Here is a 20,468-nt window from a genome sequence, read left to right on the forward strand (position 1 = left end):
TCAATTTAGAGGCCGCAGGCGCTGCGAAAGGCCGCGGTGGCCGCGGCGTGGCCGACGCGTTCGCAGGCCTGCAGCCGCGCCCACGACAGCGGGTTGTTGCGCAACAGGTAGGCCGCGTTCTCCGGGTAGCGCGCGGCGCGCCAGCCGCTGATGGCGACCACCATCACCAGCCGCGCGGTGATCAACGAGAAGAGCAGGTCGAGCTCGGTCGCCGACAGCGGCCGCACCGCGTGGTACGCGGCGACGAAGGGCACGATGTGCGCCAGCGGCGCGTCGTCGGTGCCGATCTGGTAGGCCGCGGCCACGGCCAGGTCGTCGATGCACGGCGCGCGCACCATGTCGCCGAAGTCGAGGATGGCGGCGATGCGGTCGGTGTCGTGCGGGTCGACCAGCACGTTGTAGATGTTGAAGTCGTTGTGGATCGGCTGCGCGGGCAGCGTGCGCAGCACCGGCCGGGCCGTGTGCTCGAAACGGTCGAGCGCGGCTGTGGCGAGCGCGCGCCGATCGGCGTCGGCGATGTGCGCGAGCAGCCCGCGCACGCTCTCGGCGCGCTGCAGGTCCCAGGGCAGCGGCAGGTCGCCGGCGGGGTGGTCGAAGCCGGCCAGCGCCACGTCGAGCCGCGCCAGCATGCGCGCCAGGTTCTGCTGCTGCAGCGGCGTGCGCGGCGCGTCGGGCAGCGGCAGACCGGGCAGGTAGGTGAAGACGCGCGCAACGCGGGGCAGGCCGTCACCCGGGTCGACCACGATCGACGGCGCGCCGTCCAGCGTGGGCACGATGCGCTGCACCGGCAGTGTCGGGTCGGCCTTCGCGAGATGCAGCAGGGCCTGCGTCTGGAAGTCGGCCACCAGCGCCGTCTCGGCCGGGTGCGAGATCTTCAGCATGAAGCGCGCGCCGTCCGATGCGCGCTCGAGCCGGTAGTTGCGGTCGCGCTCGCCGGTCAGCGGCTTCATCTCGCCGGCGATTCCCCAGCGCTCCTGCGCGAGCGTGCAGACCCAGGCCTCGTCGAGTTCGGGCGAGCCCTCGCTCAGCACCTTCGCGTCGTCGAATTCCGCCACGTCGGTCATGCCACGCCCTCGAAGCCGCGCAGCGCGCTCGCGATGTTCGGGCCGAGGTCGTCCGACAGGTAGCCGCCCTCCTGCACCAGCACGGTCGGCAGGCCCAGGTGCGCGATCTCGGCCAGCAGCACCGCGAAGCCGGGCGTGGTGATCTTCATGCCCTTGTAGGGGTCGCTCTCGTGCGCGTCGAGGCCGAGCGCCACCACCACCGCGCCGGGCGCGAAGGCGCGGATGCTGTCGCAGGCGTCGCGCAGCGCGGGCAGGTAGCCGTCGATGTCGGTGCCCAGCGCCAGCGGCTTGTTGATGTTGTAGCCCAGGCCTTCGCCCTCGCCGCGCTCGTGCGCGTGGCCGATGAAGAAGGGCGTGAAGTTGCGCGGGTCACCGTGCAGCGAAATGGTCAGCACGTCGCTGCGGCGGTAGAAGATGCCCTGCGTGCCGTTGCCGTGGTGCACGTCGATGTCGAGGATGGCCACGCGCGCATGCGCCTGCCGCAGGTGCTGCGCGGCGACGGCCACGTTGTTGAGGTAGCAGAAGCCGTTGGCCCGATCGACGTAGGCATGGTGGCCGGGCGGGCGGCACAAGGCGTAGGCCGCTCGCTCGCCGTCGAGCACCAGCTGCGCGGCGTGCGTTGCCATGTGGGCCGACGCGGTGGCGGCCGCCCAGGTGTGCGCGCCGATCGAGCACGCTGCGTCGCCCATGTGGAAGCCGGCCTGGCCGACCACGCTCTCGGGGTAGGTGCAGGGCTGCCCCAGGAACGGGTGGATGTTGGGCATGACCTCGTCCGACGGGTCGTCGAGCAGCTGCCAGCGTTCGTAGGCGGTCTGGAGGAAGCGCAGGTACTCGGGCGTGTGGACGGCCGCACGCGGCGCGGCGCCGAAGTCCTCGGCGGTGATGACCTCGTGGCCCTCGGCCTGCACCGCCTTCAGCAGGCGGAAGGCGCGCTCGGGCTGCTCGTTGCTGCGCTTGAGCTTGCCGCGCACCATGAAGAGCTGCGGGTCGTGGTCCTTGTGGGTGTCGGTGTAGACGACCTTCATGCGAGTTCTCCGAGGGCGATGCGTGGCAGCGGCCGGCGCGGCAGGGACGGCGCGTCGCCGTGCTGTTCGACGAACAGCGCGCGCACATGCTCCCAGGCGTATTCGAGGTGGATGCGCATGGCCTTCTTCGCGGCCTCGGCGTCGCGGCGCATCAGCGCATCGACGATCACGCGGTGCGTCGCGGCCACCGCGGCGGAATCGTCCACGGCATTGATGAGCGCGATGATCATGCGCAGCTCCATCTGCGTGTCCATGAAGATGCGCAGCAGCCGCGCGTTGCCCGCCAGTTCGCAGATGAGCGTATGCAGCGCGAGGTCGCTGGCGATGCGCTCGCCCTGCGGCAGGTCGGGGTCGGGGCGGACCATCTTCTCGAGCAGCGCCTGCACCCGCGCCAGCCCGGCGTCGTCGGCCTTGCGGCAGGCCAGCTCGATGGAGGTCAGCTCGATGCTGATGCGCACTTCGTACAGGTCGTCGATCTCCTGCACGCTGATGGTCCGCACCGCGAAGCCATGGCGCGGGCGTGCGACCAGCACACCCTGGCGCTCCAGCCGGCGTGCGGCCTCGCGCACCGGCGCGCGGCTGATGCCCATGCGCCGGGCGATGTCGGCTTCGACGATGCGGCTGCCCGGCGGCAGGTGGCCTTCGACGATGGCGCGGGTGAGCTGCGCCTCCACCAGGCCGACCAGGTCGGTCGACTCGACGGATTCGAACATCGGAATGTCGGGGGGGGCGGAGAGAGCCATGGATGTCCTGTCTCGTTGGAGCCGTCGGCTCCGTTCTTATTCGGGGGCGACCCTCGGCGGCGCCGAGCGCGCGCGCGCGATGTACATGCCGGCGCACATGATCAGCGCGATGCCGGCGATGGCGATCGTGTCGGGCGGCCGGTGGAAGAAGAAGGAACTGATCAGCACCGCCAGCAGGAGCTGGAAGTAGTTGAGCGGTGCCAGCGTCGAGGCTTCCACGCGCGAGAACGCGGCCAGCAGCAGCCATTGCGCGGCGCCGCTGCAGGCACCGCCGGCCAGCAGCAGCAGCGCGTCGCCGACGGGCACATGCTGCGTCGGCCAGAAGAAGGGCGCGGGGATGGCCGTGACCACCAGGCAGACGATCGCCGTGTACGCGTACTGCACAGGGCTCGCCACCTGGCCGGCGAGGCGCCGCGTGAGCAGCTGGAAGACCGCGTAGCAGACGGCCGACACCGCCATCAGCACCGTGCCCAGCAGCGGCAGGTTGCCGCCCGGCCGCACGATGAGCAGCATGCCGCCGAAGCCCACGAGCACCGCGATCCAGCGGCTGCGCCGCACCGTCTCGCCCAGCAGCCAGGGCGACAGCGCCACCATCAGCAGCGGCGCGGTGAAGTAGATGGCGGTGGCCTCGGCCAGCGGCATCCACAGCAGTGCCGTCATGAAGCAGGTGGCCACCGTCGCCAGCATCACGCCGCGCAGCAGCAGCAGCGGCTTCTGCGGCGCACGCCAGATGCGCAGGTCGCCGTGGTGCAGCAGCATCGCGAACGCGATGCCGATGACGGCGAAGTAGCGCATCACGTTGACGAAGGGCGCCGAATAGAACTGCAGCATGTACTTGCAGAACGCGTCGTACGACGCGAAGGCCACCAGCGCGCAGAAGAAGATCGCGACGCCGGCGCTGCGGGAGCCCGGCGGACGCAGCGAGGCGATGGCGGCGCTCATCGGTGGGCGTTCATCGGGTGGACAGGAAGCCCTGCACGAACTGGTCGAGCGCCGGGCCGATGGCCTCGACCATGTAGCCGCCTTCCTGCACCACCACCGTCGGCAGTTGCAGGGCGCCGACGCGCTCGCCGAGGGCGCGGTAGGCCTCGAGGTCGAGCTTCAGCACACTGATGGGGTCGTCCTTGTAGGTGTCGAAGCCCAGCGGCAGCACCAGCGCGCCCGGCGCGAAGTCGCGCACCGCCGCCACGCCGCGGTCGACCGCGTCGAGGAACACGTCGTTGCCGCTGCCGTGCGCCAGCGGCAGGTTGAGGTTGAAGCCCTCGCCCGCGCCGACGCCGCGCTCGTGCGCATAGCCCGTGTAGAACGGGTAGTAGCCGCTCGGATCAGCGTGCGTGGACACCGTGAGCACATCGCCGCGCGCATAGAAGATGTTCTGCGTGCCGTCGCCGTGGTGGGCGTCGACGTCGAACACCGCCACGCGGCCGTGCTGCGTGCGCAGCCGCTGCGCCGCGATGGCGCTGTTGTTGATGTAGCAGAAGCCGCCCGCGCGGTCGCGGTGCGCGTGGTGGCCCGACGGCCGGCACAGCGCATAGGCCACGTCGTCGCCGGCCAGCACCGCATCGGCCGCGGCCACCGCCGTGTGCGCCGAGCGCAGGATCGAGCGCCAGGTGTGCGGCCCGAGGGGGCAGGACAGGTCGCTGATGTAGTAGCCGGTGCGCGCAATGAGCGATGGCGACGGGCACGGCGCGCGGTCGACGCCGGGCACCCCGTTGTAGTACGGCGAGAGGTTGGGCAGCACCTCGATGCCCGGCTCCAGGCCGAACACCTTCAGCTCGCGCCACTGGGCGTAGGCGGTCTCGAGGTAGTCGAGGTAGTCGGCGCTGTGCACCGCCTCGAGCGACGCGCGGCCCACATCCGGCGGCGACGCCAGCGCGATGCCGCGGCCGGCCAGCGCATCGCGCAGCGCATGCGCGCGGCTGGGCAGGTCGGTGGGCTTGCAGATGCGGCCGACCCGCATGTACTGCTGCGGGTCGTGCAGCAGCTGGTCGTCGGTGAAGAAGGCCTTCATGCGAAGGTCTCTTCGAAGATGGCCATGGCGCGGTCGAAGCGCACGAAGAGGTCGTCCATCTCGGCAGCGGTGGTGATGAGCGGCGGGCAGAAGGCGACCGAATCGCCCATGGCGCGCACGATCAGGCCCTGCGCCAGCGCCAGCTCGGCGAGCCGGTAACCGGCCTTCTGCGCGGGGTCGAAGGCCACGCGCCGGCCCGGGTCGGCGTACAGCTCGATCGCGCCGATCAGGCCCACGCCGCGCACTTCGCCGACGTACTTGCGGCCCTGGTAGCCGTGCAGCGCCTTCTGGAACTGCGGCACCAGCGACTTCACGTGCGCGAGGATGTGCTCGTCTTCGTAGACCTGCAGCGTCTCCAGCGCGATGGCGCAGGCGACCGGGTGGCCAGAGTAGGTAAAGCCGTGGCCGAAGGTGCCGATCTTCCCGCTGTTGGCGGCGATGGCCGCATGCACCTTCTCGTTGACCATCACGGCCGAGATCGGCACGTAGCCCGACGACAGCGCCTTGGCGCTGGTGAGAATGTCGGGCTTGAGGCCGAAGGTGGTCGAGCCGAACATCTCGCCGGTGCGGCCGTAGCCGCAGATCACCTCGTCGGCGATCAGCAGCACGTCGTACTTGGCGAGCACCTTCTGCACCTTCTCGAAGTAGGTGGCCGGCGGCACCAGCACGCCGCCCGCGCCCATCACCGGCTCGGCGATGAAGGCGCCCACGGTGTCGGGGCCTTCTTCGAGGATGCGCTGCTCGAGCTTGTCGGCCAGGCGGGTTGCGAAGTCTTCTTCGGTTTCGCCCGGCTCGGCGAAGCGGAAGTGGTGCGGGCAGTCGACGTGCAGGATGCGGTCGATCGGCAGGTCGAAGTCGCGGTGGTTGGTGATCAGCCCGCTCAGGCTCGCGGCGGCGACCGTGACGCCGTGGTACGCGTTCTTGCGCGCGATGATCTTCTTCTTGGCCGGCTTGCCGATGGCGTTGTGGTAGTACCAGACCAGCTTCACGGCCGAGTCGTTGGCCTCCGAGCCGCTGTTGGCGAAGAACACCTTGGACATCGGCACCGGGGCCAGCGCGATCAGCTTCTCGGCCAGCGCGATGGCGGCGGGGTTCGAGCGGCCGTTGAAGGTGTGGTAGTACGGCAGGCCATGCAGCGCGTCGCTGCCGGCCTTGGCCAGGCGCGCGTTGCTGAAGCCCAGCGACGCGCACCACAGGCCCGACATCGCCTCGAGGTAGCGGCGGCCCTGGTCGTCTTCCACGAAGATGCCGTCGCCGCGCGTGATGACCAGCGGGCCGACCTGCGGGTGCGTTGCGAGGTTGGTGAAGGGGTGGAGGTGGGCCGCGACGTCGTGCGCTGCGTTCTCGGCGTGGGTGGGTGCGTTCATGAGATTCTCCTGATGACGATCGGCCGGGTGGCGGCTCAGTAGCCGCGTTCGAGGTCGATCTGGTTGAGCGGGCGTTGGCCTTCGCGGATGGCGGCCAGGTTGGCGAGCGTCTGCTGGGCGATGACGAGGCGGTCGGTGCGCGTCGCGATGTGCGGCGTGACGAGGATGGCCGGGTGGCCCCAGAACGGGTGGTCCTTCGGCAGTGGCTCCTGCGAGAAGGCGTCGAGCGTGGCGGCCGACAGCTGGCCCGATGCGAGCGCCGGCAGCAGGTCGGCCTCGACCAGGTGGTCGCCGCGGCCGACGTTGATCAGGTGTGCGCCGCGCGGCAGCCTGGCGAACAGTGCGGCGTTCAGGAAGCCCTGCGTCTGCGGTGTCAGCGGCAGCAGGCACACCAGCGTGTCGCAGCCCGAGAGGAAGTCGTCGAGCTGGTCGGCGCCGTGGAAGCCGGTCACGCCTTCGGGCAAGTCGCTCTTCGGGCTGCGGCTCCAGCCGCGCACTTGGTAGCCGATGGTCGCGAGCGCGTCGGCGCAGGCCAGGCCCAGCGTGCCGAGGCCGGCGATGCCCACGCGGTGGCGGCGCGGCGAGACCACCGGCTGCTCCTCCCACGTCGCGGCATCGGAACTCGCGACATACGCCTTCATGCCGCGATGGTGCTGCACCACGGCCCAGCTCACATAGGCCTTCATGCCGGCGGCCATCGTGTCGTCGACGATGCGGCACAGCGGCAGGTGGCGCGGCAGGTCGGGGTCGGCCAGGATGTGGTCGACGCCGGCGGCCAGCGACTGCACCAGCTGCAGCTTCGGGAACTGCGCGAGCCGGCCGTGCGGCGGGAACCAGCACACGGCGATGTCGATGTCTTCGAGCGCACCGAGGTCGGCGCCCAGGCGCACGTCGATGCCCGGCTGGGCCTCCTCGAAGGCATCGGCCAGGTACTGCATGGGGATCACCGAGCTCAGCAGCGCGACGACGGGAGGCTTCTTCATCTTCAATGTCTTCGGGATCAGGCCACCAGGGCGGAGGGTTCGGCCGGCGATGCGAGCCGCGGCACGGCATCGATCAGCTTGCGCGTGTAGGCGTGCTGCGGGTCACCCAGCACCTTGGCCGTCTCGCCGTATTCGACCACCACGCCGCGTTGCATGACGGCGATGTGGTCGCACATCTGGCCGGCCACGCGCAGGTCGTGCGTGATGAAGACCATGGCCAGCTGGAATTCCTCGCGCACCTGCGCGAAGAGTTCGAGCACCTGCGCCTGCACCGACACGTCGAGCGCGGACACCGGCTCGTCGGCCACCAGCAGCGACGGCTGCATCGCCAGTGCGCGGGCGATGCCGATGCGCTGGCGCTGTCCGCCCGAGAACTCGTGCGGATAGCGCTCGGCCGCGTCGGCGCCCAGGCCGACCAGTTTCAGCAGCGCCATCGTGCGCGCCATCGCCTCGGCCTTGCTCACGCCCTGCGCGATCGGGCCGCCCGCGATGGCGGCCCCCACACGGTGGCGCGGGTTGAGCGATGCGTAGGGGTCCTGGAAGACCATCTGGATCTTGCCCGCGGCCGCGGCGCGGAAGTTGCCGCCCTGCGCGAGGTTGCGCCCGTTGAAGAGGATGCGGCCGCTGTCGAAGGGCGCGAGCCCGACCAGGCAGCGGCCCACGCTCGACTTGCCCGAGCCCGATTCGCCCACCACGCCCAGCGTCTCGCCGCGGCGCAGGTCGAAGCTGATGTCCTTGGCCGCCTGCACCGCGCGACCGCGCTTGAACAGGCCGTTGCCGGAGCGGTAGGTCTTGCACAGGTCCTGCACCTGCAGCACGAAGGGCGCGTCGCTGGTCGACGGCGCCCGCGTGGCGGTGCCGGTGGGAATGGCATCGATCAGCTTGCGCGTGTAGGGGTGCTGCGGGGCCTGCAGCACGTCGCGCGCCGGGCCGGCCTCGACCACCTTGCCGGTCTGCATCACCACGACGTGGTCGGCGATCTCCGAGACCACGCCGAAATCGTGCGTGATGAAGAGCACCGCGGTGCCGCGGCGCTGCTGCAGCTCGCGCACCAGCTTCAGGATCTGCGCCTGCGTGGTCACGTCGAGCGCGGTGGTCGGCTCGTCGCAGATCAGCAGCACCGGCTCGAGGATGAGCGCGCAGGCGATCATCACGCGCTGGCGCTGGCCGCCCGACAGGCGGAAGGGGTAGGCGTCGATCAGCAGTTCGGGCTCGGGCAGGCCGACGTCGGCCAGCGCGGCGAGGATGCGCTTGCGCTTCTCGTCGGCCGGCACGTTCATGTGCGCGTCGAACACCTCGCCGATCTGCTCGCCGATGCGCATCACCGGGTTCAGCGCCGTCATCGGCTCCTGGAACACCATGCCGATGCGGCGGCCGCGCAGTTCTCGCATCTGCGGCTCGGTCAGCGTGAGCAGGTCGATGCCCTCGAACAGCACCTTGCCGCCGACCGGCCGCACATGGGGCTGCGGCAGCAGGCCCATCACCGAGTTGGCGATCATCGACTTGCCCGAACCGGACTCGCCGACGACGCACAGCGTCTGGCCCGGCAGCACCGAGAGCGAGGCGCCTTCGACGGCCAGCGCGCGGTCGGCGCCGGACGGCAGGCAGATGCTCAGGTCGACGACCTCCAGCACCGGCTGCACGGGCTTCATGGCGGTGACGCTCATTTCGTTCTCCCGTCGAGGCGCTGGTTGAGACCGTCGTTCAGGCCTTCGCCCACGAGGTTGAGCGCGAGCACCGTCAGCACGATGGCCAGGCCGGGGAACAGCGCCATCCACCAGGCCTGGCGCAGCACGGTGCGCGCCGAGCCGACCATGTAGCCCCAGCTCATCTGGTTGGGGTCGCCCAGGCCGAGGAAGCTCAGGCTCGACTCCAGCAGGATCGCGGTGGCGATCATCAGCGAGGCCATCACGATGATGGGCGACATGGCGTTGGGCAGGATCTGCGTGAGGATGATGCGCGGCGTCGACTGGCCGGCCAGCAGCGCGGCCTGCACGAAGTCGCGCTGGCGCAGCGTGAGGAACTCGCTGCGCACCAGGCGCGCCACCGGCGGCCACGACACGATCGCGATGGCCGCGACGATGGAACCCACCGAGGGCTGGAAGATGGCGACCAGCACGATGGCCAGCGCAAAGCTGGGCACCGCCTGGAAGATCTCGGTGAAGCGCATCAGCGCCGCGTCGACCCAGCCGCCGAAATAGCCGGCGATGGCGCCGAGCGTGACGCCGATGAGCAGCGCGACGACGGTCGACACCAGGCCGATCAAGAGCGAGATGCGCGCGCCGTAGATCACGCCCGAGAGGATGTCGCGCCCGAGCGTGTCGGTGCCCATGGCGAAGCCGGGCTCCGTCCACGGACGCAGGAAGGGCTGCTGCACCATGCCCCACGGGTCGTTGGTGGCGATCCACGGGCCGAACACGGCGATGAAGGCGACCAGCAGCAGCACCACCATGCCGGCGACGGCACCCTTGTTGCGGCGGAAGCGCCGCCAGAATGGACTGTTGAGTGTCATAGCTCGATCCGGGGGTCCACCAGGGTGTAGACCAGGTCGGTGATGAGGTTGAAGAGGACGGCCATGGCGGCCGTGACCAGGAAGGTGCCCAGCAGCAGGCTGTAGTCGCGCTGCAGCAGCGCGTCGAACATCAGACGCCCGAGGCCGGGCCAGGCGAACACCGTCTCGGTCAGCACGGCGCCGCCGATCAGCCCCCCGGCCTGAATGCCCGCCAACGTGACGACCGGCAGCAGCGCGTTGCGCAGCACATGGGCGCGCAGGATGCGCCCGGGTTTCACGCCCTTGGCGCGGGCGGTCTTCACGAAGTCCATCTGCGCGACCTCGAGCATGGCGGCGCGGGTCATGCGCGCATACACGGCCATGTAGAACAGCGCCAGCGTGAGCACCGGCAGCACCAGATGCTGCGCGATGTCCCAGGCCAGTGCGAGGCCGGTGGCGCCGGAACCCACAGTGCTGAATCCGAAGCCGGGCAGCCAGTCGAGCTGCACCGTGAAGACCAGCACGGCCATGAGCGCCAGCCAGTAGAGCGGCGTGGCGTAGAAGACGAGCGCCACCAGGCTGATGGCGCTGTCGACCCAGGTGCCCGCCTTTCGTGCCGACAGCGCCCCCAGCGTGATGCCGAAGATCAGCGACAGCACGAAGGCGCTGCCGGTGAGCAGCAGCGTTGCGGGCAGGCGGTCCAGGATGAGCTGGAGCACCGGCTGCTGCTGCCGGTAGGAATAGCCCAGGTCGAGCTGCACCACCTTGCCCAGGTAGGTGGCGAGCTGTGTGGTGAGCGGCTTGTCGAGGCCGAACTGCGCACGCAGCTGCGCCACGAACTGCGCGTCGGACGCCCCCGCCTCGCCGGCCATCACCGACACCGGATCGCCCGGCGCAGCGCGCACCAGCATGAAGTTGACGGTCGCGATGAGCAGGATGGCGATCAGCCCCTGCAGCACCCGCTTGACCATAAATTGCGTGCGTTTCATTCAATCACTCCAATCCGTCGACGCGCGTCCTGCACGCTCTTTTCCAGGGACACCGCGGAACCGGCTTCGCCGGGCCGCAGGTGTCGCCCCCTGCAAGGGGGTGGGCAAAGCGACACGCAGTGCGCGAAGCCTGGGGGTTAGCCAATACTTGCGCCACCCAGGCTGTCGTTCAGCCCGATGCCCGAGGTCACGAGGTTCGCGAGCTTGGTGCGGTACAGCGTCGGGAAGTTGATCTCGTAGAGCCACGCGACCGGCACTTCGTCCAGCAGGATCTTCTGGACCTGCAGGTAGATGGCCTTGCGCTTTTCCGGATCGGCTTCCTTGGCGCCGGCTTCGAACAGCTCGTCGACCTTCGGGTTGGAATAGCCCTCGACGTTGTTGAAGGGCGAGCCCTTGGCGATGTTCGATGTCGTGTAGTTGCGCGACACGCCCAGGGCCGGGTCGCCGTACTGGTAGACGTAGGTGAAGGCGAGGTCGTAGTCCCACTCGTTGAGCTTCTGGTTCCAGCCCGCGACGTCGGTGGCGACCATCTCGATCTTCACGCCGGCCTGCAGCAGGTTCTGGCGCAGGATCTCGGCCGCGCGCGTCCAGGTCTCGCCGTAGGGCAGCGGCAGCAGGCGCAGCGTCTCGCCCTTGTAGCCGGCCTCGGCCAGCAGCTTCTTGGCGGTCTCGACGTTGCGCGGGTACTTGGCGACGTCGGTGCTGTAGAACTTGATGTTGCTGTTGAACGGACCGGTCGCCGGCTTGGCGAAGCCCTGCCACGCCACCTTGCAGATCGCCTCGCGGTCGATCGCGAACATCAGCGCCTGGCGGAACTTGACGTTGTCCATCGGCGCCTTGCGGTTGTTGATCCACAGCCACGCGTGCGGCGCGAAGAACTCCCAGCCCTTGGTGGTGACGGCCGCGCCGGGCAGCTTGGACAGGCGCAGCACGTCGAAGTACTCGACCGCCCCGCCGGGCACGACGTCGACCTTGCCCGACTCGAAGGCGGCCGCGCGCGATGCCGCGTCGGGAATGATGTGGAAGTAGACGCTGTCGACCAGCGGCATGTCCTTGACGTGGTACTTGTCGTTGGCCACCAGCTGGATGTAGCTACCCTTGACCCATTCCTTGAACTTGAACGGACCGGTGCCGATGGGCGTGGCATTGGCCGGGTTGGTCGCGAAGTCGGTGCCTTCGTAGATGTGCTTGGGCACCATCGGCATGCTGCCCACCTCGAAGATGCCGAGGAAGGGACCGAAGGGGTACTTGAGCTTGAACTCGACCGTCAACGGATCGATCGCCTTGATGCTCTCCACGGCGGCCAGGTTGTTGCGCAGGCGCGCATGGGTCTTGCGCAGGAAGACGTCGGCCGAGAACACCACGTCGGCGGCGGTGAAGGGCTTGCCGTCGTGCCAGGTCACGCCGGGCTTGAGCTTGAAGGTGAAGAGCGTGCCTTCCTTGTTCGAGGTCCACGAGGTCGCCAGGCCGGGCAGCGGGTTGATCTTCTCGTCATAGCGCAGCAGGCCTTCGTAGATGTTGCCGGCCACCAGCTGGGTGGGCGCGTTCTGCGTGATGCCGACCATCAGGCTCGGCGGCTCGGGCTGGACGACGGCGTTGATCACGCCGCCCTTCTTGCCGGCCGCCAGGACGTGCAGCGGCACGCCGGCGATCGAGAAGCCGGCGGCGGCAGCAGCACCCGCCTGAATGAGATTGCGTCTTTTCATGGGGAAGGACTCCTAGAAGCTCGAGAAGGGTTGGAGGAAGGATCGACGGAAAGAAAAAAGCGGGCTCAGAACGCGTGAAGGAACCGTCGCGAGCGCGGCGCGCGCACAGGTTCATTCACACGTTCAATCGCGGAAGGACGTGACCGGCGATGGCGCGATGCGTTCGAGCATCGCGCGCCATTCGCGGGCGTTCGGGTCGTCCTGGCCGACTTCGCGCGTGCTGTCGCCGCTCTCGTACTGGCGTGCGGTGCGCTCGCAGACCTCGGGCGGCACGGGGTGGATGGCTTCGCCGGTGGAGGCGATGGCCACCTGCACGCGGCAGGCGCGTTCGAGGTTCAGCATCAGGATGAAGGCCTCGGAGACGGTGCGGCCCAGCGTCATCAGGCCGTGGTTGCGCAGGATCATGGCGCGCGACGTGGGGCCGAGGTCGGTGACGAGCCGCTCGCGCTCCTCGTGGTCGAGCGCGATGCCCTCGAAGTCGTGGTAGACCACGCGGTTGTAGAACTGCAGCGCCCACTGGTTGCAGGGCTGCAGGCCGTCGGCCAGCGAAGACACGGCCACGCCAGCCACCGTGTGGGTGTGCAGCACGCAGGCGGCGTCGTGCCGGGCCGAATGCACCGCACTGTGGATGGTGAAGCCGGCGGGGTTCACGTCGTGGGGCGAGTCGTCGAGGATGCGGCCCTCGAGGTCGATCTTCACCAGCGACGAGGCCGTGATGTCGCGGAACAGCATGCCGAAGGGGTTGATGAGGAACTGGCCCTCGGCGCCCGGCACGCGCGCCGAGATGTGCGTGTAGATGCTGTCGTCCATGCCGTAGTACGCGACCAGCCGGTAGGCGGCGGCCAGGTCTTCGCGCACGAGGCGCTCGGCGGCGGAAATCCCGGTCTTTCGGGGGCTCACGGATTGGAGGTGCATGAAGGGTCCTTGGCTCGCCGCCTGCCTCGACAGCCGCAGCCGGAATGGCGCGGGCGGTCAATATGTAAGCTGTCGACAGTCAACGTTTGACATTTATCATGCAAATTACGGGCCAGGCGTGATAGGGGGAACCCGCCCGCAAACGGTGCAGGATTTCACGGACGATCCACCGCGACTGGGCATTGCGCTTGCATATGGACACAGGCCGCTGTAAATGTGAAGTTCTGTAAAGCAGGGCTTCTTCCCGCTCCTGCCGCGAACCAGCAGCGCCCGCTCGTTTCACACTTCCCGTCTGCCCCACACCACCACCCCGTTTCCATGCCGCACCCTGTCCCTCCCGCGCCGTCTCCGTCCGCTTCTCACGGCATTCGTCTTGGACTTGCGTGGGGCTTGGCGGCCGCGCTGGCCGTCACGGCGTGCTCCCGCAACGAGCCAGCCGCCAAGGGCGCGGCGCAGCCGCAGGTCAAGGAGGTGGGCGTGGTCACGCTCAAGCCCGAGCGGCTGGCCTTCAACACCGAGCTGTCGGGCCGCACCGTGGCGCCGGTGATCGCGGAGATCCGGCCGCAGGTCGGCGGCATCATCCAGAAGCGGCTGTTCAGCGAAGGCTCGCAGGTCAAGGAAGGCCAGGCGCTCTACCAGCTGGACCCGGCGCCGTTCCAGGCGGTCTACGCCAGCGCCCAGGCCAACGTGCGCAAGGCCGAATCGACGCTCGCGAACGCGCGCACCGTGGCCCGGCGCAATGCCGAGCTGGTCAAGATCGACGCGATCAGCCAGCAGGTGAACGAGCAGACGCAGGCCGCGGCGATGCAGGCCGAGGCCGACGTGGCGGTGGCGCGTGCCGCGGAACAGACGGCCCGCATCAACCTCGGCTACACGCGCATCAGCTCGCCCATCACCGGCTGGGTCGAGCTCTCGAGCGTCACGGCCGGTGCGCTCGTCACCGCCAACCAGGCGACCGCGCTCACCACGGTGCAGCAGCTCGACCCGGTGTACGTGCACGTCACCCAGTCCAGCGCGGACCTGCTGCGCCTCAAGCGCGACCTGGCCGAAGGCCGCCTGCAGCGCGGCAAGGCCGACGAGGCCCCCATCCAGCTGCTGCTGGAAGACGGCACGGTCTACCCGCATCCCGGCAAGCTGACCTTCGCCGGCGTGACGGTCGATGCCGGCACCGGCAGCGTGACCCTGCGCGCGGTCATGCCCAACCCCGACCGCCTGCTGATGCCCGGCATGTACGTGCGCGCCGTGCTGCAGGAAGGCGTGAACGAGGCGGCCCTGCTGATTCCGCAGCAGGCTGTCACGCGCACGCCCGACGGCGCCGCGTCGACGCTGGTGGTCGGCGCCGACGACAAGCTGGTGCGGCGCCCCATCGTGGTGGGCCGCGCCGTCGGCAACCGCTGGCAGTTGCTCGGCGGCCTGAGCGCCGGCGACCGGGTGCTGGTCGAGGGCTCGCAGCGCGCCCGCGTGGGCGACACCGTGCGCGCCTCGGAAGTCGCGGCGCCGGCCGCACCGGGCGGCGGCGCGCCGAAGGCGCTCAACGGCAGCGGCATGTCGGTGGCCACGGGGCCGGTCGCGAGCGCGAAGCCTGCGCCGTCCACGACGGCCGTGCGCTGAGGAACCCTCATGGCCCAGTTCTTCATCGACCGCCCCATCTTCGCGTGGGTGCTGTCCATCATCGTCATGCTCGCGGGGCTGATGGCGATCCGCACGCTGCCGCTGGAGCAGTACCCGGACATCGCGCCGCCGCGCGTGTCCATCGTCTCGACCTACACCGGCGCCTCGGCCAAGACGGTGGAGGACTCGGTCACGCAGGTGATCGAGCAGCAGCTCACCGGCATCGACAACCTGCTCTACATGCAGGGCACCAGCAACTCGTCGGGCGTCTCGCGCATCCAGCTGACCTTCGCACCCGGCACCAACGTCGACGTGGCCCAGATGCAGGTGCAGAACAAGCTGCAGCCTGCCATGGCGCGGCTGCCGCAGCAGGTGCAGACCCGCGGCGTGTTCGTCATCAAGGGCGGCAACGACTTCCTGATGATCGTCTCGATGTTCTCGGGCGACGGCAGCGCCAGCGCCGTGGACGTGGGCGACTACATCACGAGCAACCTGGTCGACGTCGTCAGCCGCATTGACGGCGTGGGCGAGGTACAGACGCTGGGCACCGGCTACGCGATGCGCATCTGGCTCGACCCCGACAAGCTGCGCAAGTATTCGCTGATGCCCTCGGACGTGAACACCGCCCTGCAGGCGCAGAACGCCCAGGTGTCGGCCGGCCAGCTGGGCGCGCTGCCGGCCACGTCGCAGCAGCAGCTCAACGCCACCATCACCGCGCGGAGCAAGTTGCGCACCGTCGAGCAGTTCGGCAACGTGGTGCTGCGCGCGACCGCGGACGGTGCCGTGGTTCGGCTGCGCGATGTATCCCGCATCGAACTCGGCGCCGAGAACCTGACGGTGCGCTCGGTGCTCGGTGGCAAGCCCGGAGCCGGCCTGGGCATCGTGCTGGCGGACGGCGCGAACGCCGTGCAGGTCGCGGAGAAAGTGAATGCCAAGATCGCCGAGCTGCAGCCCTTCTTCCCGAACCGGCTCGAGACCTTCGTGAGCTTCGACACCACGCCCTTCGTGAGTGCGTCGATCGAGGAGGTGATCAAGGCGCTGGCCGAGGCCATGCTGCTGGTCGTGCTGGTGATGTACGTCTTCCTGCAGAACTTCCGCGCCACGCTGATCCCGGCGGTGGCGGTGCCGGTGGTGCTGCTGGGCACCTTCGGCGTGCTCTCGGCCTTCGGCTACTCGATCAACACGCTGACGATGTTCGGCATGGTGCTGGCCATCGGCCTCCTGGTGGACGACGCCATCGTGGTGGTCGAGAACGTCGAGCGGGTGATGAGCGAGGAGGGCCTGTCGCCCAAGGAGGCCACGAAGAAGTCGATGGCCGAGATCACGCCGGCGCTGGTCGGCATCGCGCTGGTGCTGTCGGCCGTGTTCATCCCGATGGCCTTCTTCGGCGGCTCGACCGGCGTGATCTACCGCCAGTTCTCCATCACCATCGTGTCCGCCATGGTGCTGTCGGTGCTGGTGGCGCTGACGCTCACGCCGGCGCTGTGCGCCACGCTGCTCAAGCCGGTGCCCAAGGGCGCGCACTCGCCGCACGGCGCGCCGCGCAAAGGCCCGCTGGGCTACGTCGACCGCTTCTTCGCGGGCTTCAACAAGCGCTTCGACCGCAGCGCCGACCGCTACACGGGCGTCGTCGGCAGCATCGTGCGGCGCGGCAAGCGCAGCCTGCTGGTCTACCTCGGCATCTGCGCGGTGATGGCCGTCATGTTCATGCGCCTGCCCACCTCCTTCCTGCCGGACGAGGACCAGGGCTTCGTGCAGGTTCAGATCACGCTGCCGCCCGGATCGTCGAATGCGCGCCTGGAGCCGGTGCTCCAGCAGGTGCAGGACTACTTCCTGAAGCAGCCCGAGGTCGTGACCATCAACCTGATCGTCGGCCAGAACGGTGACCAGAGTTCGGCACGCGCCTTCGTCAAGCTCAAGGACTGGGACGACCGGCCGGGCAAGGCGCATTCCGCCGCCGCCGTGGCCCGCCGTGGCAGCAAGGACCTCGCCGCCGTGCGCGACGCGCGCATCTACGTCGTGCTGCCGCCGGCCGTGCGCGGCCTGGGCGCCAACGCCGGCTTCAACTTCTTCCTCAAGGACCAGAACGGGCTGGGCCACGCCGCGTTGCTGAAGGCCCGCGACCAGGCACAGCAGCTGATGAGCCAGCGCCCCGAGCTGGCGAACGTGCGCAGCAACAACCTGGAAGACACGCCGGAATTCGCCGTCGACATCGACGACGCCAAGGCCGGCGCGCTGAGCCTCACCACCTCCGCCATCGACAGCACGCTGTCGACCGCGATGGGCGGCACCTACGTGAACGACTTCCTGAACAACGGCCGCGTCAAGCGCGTCTACATGCAGGGCGACACGCCCTTCCGCATGCTGCCCGCCGACATCGGCCGCTGGAGCGTGCGCAACACGCTCGGCCAGATGGTGCCCTTCACCGCCTTCTCGAGCACGCGCTGGACCTACGGCTCGCCGCAACTCATCCGCTACAACGGCGCGCCGGCCTATGAGTTCGTCGGCGACGCGGCACCGGGCGTGAGCTCCGGCGCGGCGATGCTGGCAATCGAGGACGTGATGAAGCAGATGCCCGCCGGCATCGGCTACGAGTTCTCGGGCGCGTCCTACCAGGAGCGGCTGTCGGGCGCGCAGGCGCCGATGCTCTACGCCATCTCGATCCTCTTCGTGTTCCTGTGCCTCGCGGCGCTGTACGAGAGCTGGTCGGTGCCCTTCTCCGTCATCCTGGTGGTGCCGCTGGGCGTGGTGGGCGCGCTGCTCTTCACCTGGACGCGCGGCCTGAGCAACGACGTGTACTTCCAGGTCGGCCTGCTGACCACCGTGGGCCTGTCGTCGAAGAACGCGATCCTGATCGTCGAGTTCGCCAAGCAACTGCAGGAGCAGGGCAAGAGCGTGCTCGAGGCGACGCTGGAGGCGGTGCGCCTGCGGCTGCGGCCCATCCTGATGACCTCGCTGGCCTTCGGCTTCGGCGTGCTGCCGCTGGCCATCGGCACCGGCGCGGGCGCCGGCGGCCGCCAGTCGATCGGCACCGCGGTGCTGGGCGGCATGGTGGTCGGCACCGCGCTCGGCATCTTCTTCGTCCCGCTCTTCTTCGTCCTGATCCGGGGTTTCATGGAACGTCGCCGCAGCAAGCGGGCACCGCCGGCCATGCCGGTGCAGGCCATCGAGCAAGGGAGCCACTGATGCGCCGCACCCTTCTTTCGCTGACCGTGCCGGTCGCCCTGCTGTCGGGCTGCGTCAACCTTGCGCCCACGTACACCCAGCCGGCCGCGCCGGTGCCCGCGGCCTGGGCCTCGGCACCTGCCGGAATGGCCGCTGCGGAACCCGCCGCGCGCGACCTGGGCTGGCGCGAGTTCTTCGTCGACGCGCGGCTGCGCGGCGTGGTCGAACTCGCGCTGGCCAACAACCGCGACCTGCGCGTGGCCGCGCTGAACATCGATCGGGCGCGGGCGCAGTACGGCGTGACACGCGCCGGCGCCTTCCCGTCGGCCAACCTGGGCGCCAGCGGCAGCCGCACCCGCACGCCCGGCAGCGTGTCGAGCAGTGGGCAGACCCGCCTCGCGACGCAGTACAACGTGAACCTCGGCCTGACGAGCTACGAACTCGACCTGTTCGGCCGGGTGCGCAACCTGAGCGACGCCGCGCTCGAGAGCTTCTTTGCCACCGAGGACGCGCGCCGCGGCACCCAGCTGAGCCTGGTCGCCGAAGTCGCCACCGCCTGGCTGGTGCTGGCGACCGACCAGCAGCGCCTGCAGCTCGCACGCGAGACGCTCGCAACGCGACAGAAGTCCTACGACCTGATCAAGCGCAGCTACGACCTGGGCGCGCAGTCGGGCCTGGCGCTGGCGCAGGCGCAGACGACCGTCGACACCGCGCGCGCCGATGCGGCCGCCTTCGACAGCCAGGCCGAGCAGAGCCGCAATGCGTTGAACCTGCTGGCCGGCACCACGGTGCCCGCCGAGCTGCTGCCGCCGCCCATGGCCGCGATGGCGCAGGCGCCCGCCGCGCAGCTGCTCGCGCCGCCGGCCGAGCTGCCCTCGTCGGTGCTGCAGCAGCGGCCCGACGTGCTGGCCGCCGAGCACGCGCTGCGCGCCAGCAACGCCAACATCGGCGCCGCGCGCGCGGCCTTCTTCCCGCGCATCACGCTCACCGGCTCGGCCGGCACCGCGAGCAGCAGCCTGTCGGGCCTGTTCGCGGACGGCAGCGCGGCGTGGAACTTCGCGCCGTCGATCAGCCTGCCGATCTTCGACGGCGGCATCAACCGCGCCAACCTGGGCGTGGCCGAGGCGCAGCAGCAGATTCAGCTCTCGAGCTACGAGAAGACGCTGCAGGTCGCCTTCCGCGAGGTGGCCGACGCCCTGGCCGCGCGGCGCACGCTGGGCGAGCGGCTGGCCGCGCAGCAATCGCTGGTCGCAGCCACGACGCGGGCCTTCGAGCTGTCCGACGCGCTCTTCCGCAGCGGCGGCGCGGCCTACCTCGACGTGCTCGACGCGCAGCGCGCGCTGTACGCGGCGCAGCAGTCGCTCATCAGCCTGCAGCTCACCGAGCAGACCAATCGCCTCACGCTCTACAAGGTGCTGGGGGGCGGCTGGCGCGAGACGACGGAGCAGGCCGCCGGCGGCATGGCGCCGAAGTCGACCGGCGGCTGAGGGCCATCAGCGCGCGCGCAGCACTGCCCGAAACGGCCTGCTCAGAAAGCGCGAGCCCCTCTCCCCGAAGCGCCACGGCACGTCGGCGGCCTTCGAGATCCCGATGCGCGGGCCGACCTCGACCTGCACCACAGGCTGGTCGCCGAGGGGAGGAAGCAGCACGAAGGGCGGCGCATCGAGCGCCTTGCCGTTGAAGCTGCCGTCGATGCCCAGCGCCTGCCCCACGCGACCCGGGCCGGCGCACAGCAGGCGCAGGTCGTCGAGCCTGCGCCGCGCCTGCATGCGCGCGATGCCCATCGTGGGCTCGATCGCGCGGATCAGCACCCCGGCGCCGTGGCCCGCTTCGCGGCAGACGACGTTCAGGCACCAGTGGATGCCGTAGGAGCGGTAGACGTAGGCGTGGCCCGACGGCCCGAACATGGCCGCATTGCGCAGCGTCGGCCCGCCGAAGGTGTGCGAGGCCGGGTCGTCGCGGTCGTAGGCCTCGGTTTCGACGATGCGGCCGCCGACGCCGTCGACCAGCAGCGTGACGCCGATCAGCGCGCGCGCCACGACCTCGGAGGGGGCATCGAAATCGAGGTCGAGGGGGCGATGCGAAGCGCGCGGCATGGGTGGCGCAGTTTCCCAGAGAAAATGGCGGGCACGAACTCCTCCGACCCCATGAACGATTCCACCGCCCGCCCCGACCTGCCCGACCACCTCTCCATCGACCCGCGCAGCGCGCACCATGTCGCCGCCGTGTTCGAGCACGACATCGGCATCCGCTTCAACGGCAAGGAGCGCGCCGACGTGGAGGAATACTGCGTCAGCGAAGGCTGGATCAAGGTGCCGGCCGGCAAGACGCTCGACCGCAAGGGCAAGCCGTTGATGCTCAAGCTCAAGGGCAGGGTCGAAGTCTTCTACCGCTGAGC

Annotated in this window: 17 protein-coding genes; 4 read left to right on the forward strand and 13 right to left on the reverse strand. The window is 69.6% G+C overall.

Going from position 1 to position 20,468, the window contains the following annotated elements:
- Window positions 1–5: 5 nt before the first annotated feature.
- From N8A90_RS14445 to N8A90_RS14500, 12 genes are all read right to left on the reverse strand, one after another.
- The gene (locus N8A90_RS14445; protein ID WP_262075617.1) at window positions 6–1,064 is read right to left on the reverse strand and encodes a phosphotransferase; all 1,059 of its coding nucleotides are present in this window, start codon (window positions 1,062–1,064) and stop codon (window positions 6–8) included.
- Window positions 1,061–2,089: a histone deacetylase family protein gene (locus N8A90_RS14450; RefSeq protein ID WP_262075618.1), complete on the reverse strand. Its 1,029-nt coding sequence runs from the start codon at window positions 2,087–2,089 to the stop codon at window positions 1,061–1,063. Before N8A90_RS14450 ends, N8A90_RS14445 begins: the two co-directional genes overlap by 4 nt.
- A complete protein-coding gene (locus N8A90_RS14455) occupies window positions 2,086–2,832 on the reverse strand; it encodes a GntR family transcriptional regulator (RefSeq protein ID WP_262075619.1) in 747 nt (248 codons plus the stop codon). Before N8A90_RS14455 ends, N8A90_RS14450 begins: the two co-directional genes overlap by 4 nt.
- A gap of 36 nt (window positions 2,833–2,868) precedes the next feature.
- Window positions 2,869–3,774: a DMT family transporter gene (locus N8A90_RS14460; RefSeq protein WP_262075620.1), complete on the reverse strand. Its 906-nt coding sequence runs from the start codon at window positions 3,772–3,774 to the stop codon at window positions 2,869–2,871.
- A gap of 10 nt (window positions 3,775–3,784) precedes the next feature.
- Entirely contained in the window at window positions 3,785–4,843 is a 1,059-nt protein-coding gene (locus tag N8A90_RS14465) for a histone deacetylase family protein (protein WP_262075621.1), read from the reverse strand.
- The gene (locus tag N8A90_RS14470) at window positions 4,840–6,210 is read right to left on the reverse strand and encodes an aminotransferase (protein WP_262075622.1); all 1,371 of its coding nucleotides are present in this window, start codon (window positions 6,208–6,210) and stop codon (window positions 4,840–4,842) included. The genes N8A90_RS14465 and N8A90_RS14470 overlap by 4 nt, the downstream gene beginning before the upstream one ends.
- Window positions 6,211–6,245: 35 nt before the next feature.
- Window positions 6,246–7,193: a 2-hydroxyacid dehydrogenase gene (locus tag N8A90_RS14475; protein WP_262075623.1), complete on the reverse strand. Its 948-nt coding sequence runs from the start codon at window positions 7,191–7,193 to the stop codon at window positions 6,246–6,248.
- A gap of 17 nt (window positions 7,194–7,210) precedes the next feature.
- Window positions 7,211–8,860: an ABC transporter ATP-binding protein gene (locus N8A90_RS14480; RefSeq protein ID WP_262075624.1), complete on the reverse strand. Its 1,650-nt coding sequence runs from the start codon at window positions 8,858–8,860 to the stop codon at window positions 7,211–7,213.
- Window positions 8,857–9,705, reverse strand: a complete 849-nt coding sequence (locus N8A90_RS14485) for an ABC transporter permease (protein ID WP_262075625.1) — start codon at window positions 9,703–9,705, stop codon at window positions 8,857–8,859. The genes N8A90_RS14480 and N8A90_RS14485 overlap by 4 nt, the downstream gene beginning before the upstream one ends.
- Window positions 9,702–10,673 (reverse strand): ABC transporter permease, encoded by a 972-nt coding sequence (locus N8A90_RS14490; RefSeq protein ID WP_262075626.1) that lies wholly within the window; start codon window positions 10,671–10,673, stop codon window positions 9,702–9,704. The genes N8A90_RS14485 and N8A90_RS14490 overlap by 4 nt, the downstream gene beginning before the upstream one ends.
- Before the next feature lie 137 nt (window positions 10,674–10,810).
- Window positions 10,811–12,379: an ABC transporter substrate-binding protein gene (locus N8A90_RS14495; protein WP_262075627.1), complete on the reverse strand. Its 1,569-nt coding sequence runs from the start codon at window positions 12,377–12,379 to the stop codon at window positions 10,811–10,813.
- A 123-nt stretch (window positions 12,380–12,502) separates the two neighbouring features.
- On the reverse strand, window positions 12,503–13,294 hold the full coding sequence (locus tag N8A90_RS14500) for a class II aldolase/adducin family protein (protein ID WP_262075628.1): 792 nt from the start codon (window positions 13,292–13,294) through the stop codon (window positions 12,503–12,505).
- A gap of 390 nt (window positions 13,295–13,684) precedes the next feature.
- Here N8A90_RS14500 and N8A90_RS14505 point away from each other — a divergent pair, with 390 nt between their 5' ends.
- The 3 genes from N8A90_RS14505 to N8A90_RS14515 are packed head-to-tail and all read left to right on the forward strand — an operon-like array spanning window position 13,685 to window position 19,557.
- The gene (locus N8A90_RS14505; RefSeq protein ID WP_316044020.1) at window positions 13,685–14,905 is read left to right on the forward strand and encodes an efflux RND transporter periplasmic adaptor subunit; all 1,221 of its coding nucleotides are present in this window, start codon (window positions 13,685–13,687) and stop codon (window positions 14,903–14,905) included.
- A 9-nt stretch (window positions 14,906–14,914) separates the two neighbouring features.
- Window positions 14,915–18,091 (forward strand): efflux RND transporter permease subunit, encoded by a 3,177-nt coding sequence (locus tag N8A90_RS14510; RefSeq protein WP_262075630.1) that lies wholly within the window; start codon window positions 14,915–14,917, stop codon window positions 18,089–18,091.
- Complete coding sequence (locus tag N8A90_RS14515; protein ID WP_262075631.1) at window positions 18,091–19,557, forward strand: efflux transporter outer membrane subunit; 1,467 nt, start codon at window positions 18,091–18,093, stop codon at window positions 19,555–19,557. Before N8A90_RS14510 ends, N8A90_RS14515 begins: the two co-directional genes overlap by 1 nt.
- 6 nt (window positions 19,558–19,563) lie before the next feature.
- Here the strand turns inward: N8A90_RS14515 and N8A90_RS14520 are convergent, their stop codons facing one another.
- Complete coding sequence (locus N8A90_RS14520) at window positions 19,564–20,166, reverse strand: DNA-3-methyladenine glycosylase (RefSeq protein ID WP_262075632.1); 603 nt, start codon at window positions 20,164–20,166, stop codon at window positions 19,564–19,566.
- A gap of 51 nt (window positions 20,167–20,217) precedes the next feature.
- On the opposite strand from N8A90_RS14520, the gene N8A90_RS14525 reads away from it, so the two are divergent.
- Window positions 20,218–20,466 (forward strand): DUF3297 family protein, encoded by a 249-nt coding sequence (locus N8A90_RS14525; protein WP_262075633.1) that lies wholly within the window; start codon window positions 20,218–20,220, stop codon window positions 20,464–20,466.
- Window positions 20,467–20,468: the final 2 nt, after the last annotated feature.

Source organism: Variovorax sp. N23, assembly GCF_025486315.1.
Taxonomy (GTDB): domain Bacteria; phylum Pseudomonadota; class Gammaproteobacteria; order Burkholderiales; family Burkholderiaceae_C; genus Variovorax.